This window comes from Mesorhizobium sp. M7A.F.Ca.CA.004.12.1.1 (assembly GCF_003997835.1).
GTDB lineage: Bacteria > Pseudomonadota > Alphaproteobacteria > Rhizobiales > Rhizobiaceae > Mesorhizobium.
Genome location: NZ_RZRK01000578.1, coordinates 1 through 3,980, shown reverse-complemented (window position 1 = coordinate 3,980; position 3,980 = coordinate 1). Strand labels below are relative to the sequence as shown.

Annotated in this window: 4 protein-coding genes; all 4 read left to right on the top strand. The window is 63.1% G+C overall.

Features of this window, described 5'->3' with window-relative positions; genetic code table 11:
- Positions 1–1,353: CpaF family protein (locus EN984_RS25415; protein WP_164765637.1), on the top strand; the 1,353-nt coding region annotated here is incomplete at its 5' end.
- Between the two features lie 4 nt (positions 1,354–1,357).
- Positions 1,358–2,323, top strand: coding sequence for a type II secretion system F family protein (locus tag EN984_RS25410; RefSeq protein WP_127270727.1), 966 nt, complete (start codon positions 1,358–1,360; stop codon positions 2,321–2,323).
- A gap of 1 nt (position 2,324) precedes the next feature.
- Entirely contained in the window at positions 2,325–3,287 is a 963-nt protein-coding gene (locus EN984_RS25405; protein WP_127270729.1) for a type II secretion system F family protein, read from the top strand.
- A 134-nt stretch (positions 3,288–3,421) separates the two neighbouring features.
- A partial coding sequence (locus tag EN984_RS25400; protein ID WP_127384030.1) for a hypothetical protein occupies positions 3,422–3,980 on the top strand: 559 nt, incomplete at its 3' end.

The following is a 3,980-nucleotide window of genomic DNA, read 5'->3' as shown; positions in this document are numbered from 1 at the left end:
GTCGCCCATCATGCCGTCGTCATTCCGACCAGCCGAAAGGCTTTGCCGGCAAAGCCGGACACAGCGCCGGCAAAGAATGCCAACAAGGTGCTCGATGCGCGCGTGCGTATCCACCGGCTGCTGCTCGAAGAGATCAATCTTGTCGCGCTGGAGCGTTTGCCGAAGGATGAGATGCGCCGGCAAGTGCGTGATTTCGTGTCGGAAAAGACCAAGCAGGAGCGGATGGCGATCAACACCGTCGAGCTTGACGCGCTGGTCGACGACATCGTCGACGAGATGGTCGGCCTCGGTCCGCTCGAGCCGCTGCTCAAGGACCCCGACATCAACGATATCCTGATCAACGGCCACATGAACTGCTTTGTCGAAAAGAAGGGCAAGCTGCAGCCGGTCCACATTCCGTTCAAGGATGAGGCGCATCTTCTGCGCATCGTCAACAAGATCGTCGCCGCGGTCGGTCGCCGTGTCGACGAATCGCAGCCGATGGTCGATGCCCGCATGCTGGACGGCTCGCGCTTCAACGCGGCCATCCGCCCGGTTGCGGTCGATGGGCCGCTGGTGTCGATCCGCAAATTTTCCAAGAACAAGCTCGGCCTGCACAAACTGGTCGAATTCGGCGCCATCACCCAGAACATGGCCGAAGTGCTGGCGGCGGCCGTGCATGCCCGCAAGACGACGATCATTTCGGGCGGTACCGGCACCGGCAAGACGACCATGCTCAATGCGCTGTCGGCCTTCATTCCGGAAGACGAGCGGCTGATCACCATCGAGGACGCGGCCGAGCTCCAACTGCAGCAGCCGCATGTCGCGCGTATGGAAACACGTCCGGCCAACATCGAAGGCCATGGCGAGCTGAAGCAGCGCGACCTGGTCAAGAACGCACTGCGCATGCGCCCCGACCGCGTCATCCTCGGCGAGTGCCGGGGCGAGGAGGCTTTCGACATGCTGCAGGCAATGAACACCGGCCACGAAGGGTCGATGGCGACCATCCATGCCAACACGCCGCGCGACGCCATTTCGCGGCTCGAGCAGATGCTCGGCATGACCGGCATGCCGATGACGGTGCAGTCGATCCGCAGCCAGATCGCCAGCGCGCTCGACCTGATCGTTCAGCTGACGCGCCTGTCCGACGGCAAGCGCAAGGTGACCAGTGTCGCCGAGGTGACCGGCATGGAAGGAGATGTCATCCAGATGCAGGAGATCTTCCGCTTTGTGCGTACCGGCATGGAGGCCGACGGCAGGATTCTGGGCCACTACGAGGCGACCGGCATCCGGCCGCGCTTCCTCGAGGATCTGCGCGCCATGGGCATCGAGTTTCCCGGACGATATTTCGAACCCGGCCGGCCGCAGGAGTAGCCAAGTGTTCGATGGAATGAGCGCTATCTATGTCGTTTATGCCGCGGCCGCGCTGACCGGCATCCTGATCGCCGAGGCCTGCTACCTGCTTTATGCCGGCCGCAGCGACAAGCGCACCGCCATCAACCGGCGCATGAAGCTGCAGGAAAACAAGATCAGCCAGGAGCAGGTGCTTGTCCAACTGCGCAAGGAACGCGGCCTCGACGCAGGCACGCCGCTGTTTTCGCTGGATCGGTTCCGCGCTTTGCGAACCCAGTCGGGCATGATCATGCCGCTGTCGAAATTCCTGATGATCAGCTGCGGCGTGGCGATGGCGATGACCCTGGTCGCCATCTGGTACGGCTTGCCGCCGCTGATGGGGCTTGTGCTGTTTGTGGTGCTTGTGCCGGTGCTGCCGGTGATCACGCTGCGCTTCAAGCGCAAGCGCCGGGTAAAGCGGTTCGGCATGCAATTGCCGGAGGCGCTGGAACTGATCACGCGTGGCCTGAAGGCCGGCCATCCGGTGCCGGTGGCGATCGCCATGGTGGCGCGCGAGATGCCCGACCCGATCGGCACCGAGTTCGGCGTCATCGCCGACGAGGTGACATATGGCTCCGATCTGGTTTCGGCGTTGAACTCGCTGTTCGACCGGGTCGGCCAGGAGGATTTGCCGCTGTTCGTCACCGCCGTCTCGATCCAGACCAGTTCGGGCGGCAATCTGCGCGAGATCCTCGACGGCCTGGCGACGACGATCCGCGAGCGCGGCAAGCTGCGCCGCAAGGTGCGCGCCATTGCGACAGAAGGTCGGATGTCGGCCTACATCCTGACAGCGGTGCCGGCGTTGCTGTTCACCGCCATTATGGCGCTGATGCCGGGCTTCTACCGCGACGTCTGGGGCGCGGCGAAAACCTGGTACCTGCTCGGCGGCTCGATCACCTGGCTGATGCTGGGCAATCTGATCATGTTCAAAATGTCGAATTTCAAGTTCTGACATGCAGGGCTTCATCGAATTCCTCGCCTCGCTTGCGCCGACCTCATTGATGCCGGTGGCCATCCTGCTGCTGGCGGCGGGTGCTGCCGCTGTTGCCTGGCCTGTTGTCATGGCGAAGGGCGACCGCAACGAGGTCATGCGCCGGCTCAGGGTCGACAACGGCCCCGTGGCCGCCAAACCAGAGCCGGTGCAGAAGAAGAATACCGGCGTCGTGCGCGAGAAGGCAGTGAAGCGGGCGCAGGAATTCTACGCCAGGAGCGATCCGGAAAATGTCGCCCGGCTGCGCATGAAGCTCATCCAGGCGGGCTACATGGAGCCGCGCGCTGTCGGCACGTTCTTCCTGATCCGGTTCAGCGCGATGATCGGCACGGCAATCGGTGTGTTTGTGCTCAACCGGTGGATGGCCAGCCCGGACGCGACGATGGCCAGTCGCTGGACATTCGTCATCCTGTCGGGAGCGGCCGGCTATTTCCTGCCCGGCCTGGTGTTGAGCCAGAAAGTGCGGGAACGCAGGCGCGAGTACCGCAACGGCTTTCCCGATTTCATGGACCTGATGATTGTCTGCTCGGATGCCGGCATGAGCATGGAGGCCGGCATAGAGCGCGTCTCCAAGGAACTCGCCAAGACCTATCCCGCGCTCAGCCAGAACCTGCAGCTGGTGTCGTTGGAGCTGAGGGCAGGGCGCAGCCTCGACGATGCGCTGAAGGCGCTCGCCGACCGCCTCAGCCTGGACGAAGTGCGTTCCTTCGCCACGCTGCTGCAGCAGTCCAAGGAACTCGGCACCAGCCTGTCGGGGGCGTTGCGCGTTTTTTCCGACGACATGCGCCATAAGCGTATGTCGTTGGCCGAGGAAAAGGCGCACGCTCTGCCGGCCAAGATGTCGGTGCCGGTGGTGGTATGCATCCTACCGGTGGTGCTGATGATCGCGGCCATTCCAGTCATCGTCAAAATGACGGCGCAATAGCATGATGCCGAAAGGTGTGAGGCTTCGATTCGAGCTGAAATCGTCCGGCTCTAGCGAGCGCCCCACAAAAGTCCTAGCAGGGGGACTGACAAACCATTGTTATGACCGTACTCGGCCTTGCAGGTGAGAAGTCCATGCTGTTGCGCACCCTCTTCCTCGGCCTTGCCGCAGCCACCCTGTCGCCCGCCTGGGCCGTGGCCGACGATTGCGGCGATGCCGCCGCCCTGGTGCAGCAGGCCTATCCCAAAGCTCGAAAGAGCGCCGACGGCACCTCGTTCACGCTCGAACCTCATATCAGCATCGCCCTGACGGATGGCGACGCGCCGTTTGGGCTGAGCTGCAAGATCTGGCCTGCCCATGACGACCTGCTGTTGGTAGCCGTGCCGCTGATCGACAGCGCCCAATCCAGCGACGATGGCCATGTCGGCGATATCGAGCTTCTGGTCGTCGACAGGAACAGCCAGCGTGTGCGCCTGCGCCTGCTCCAGCCGGGGCTGATCGCCGATGATGCCATCGCCATCCGCAAGATCGAGTTCGATACCGGCCGCTACAGGCTGGCGCCCGGGGTGATGGCCTTCGGCCTGCGCATCGAAATCGCGAACCATTCGCAGGCCAATCCCTTCAGCGAAACCGACCTGCGGCTTTATGTTCTCGCCGACGATGCCCTGCGCCTGGTACTCGATGGCCTTGTCG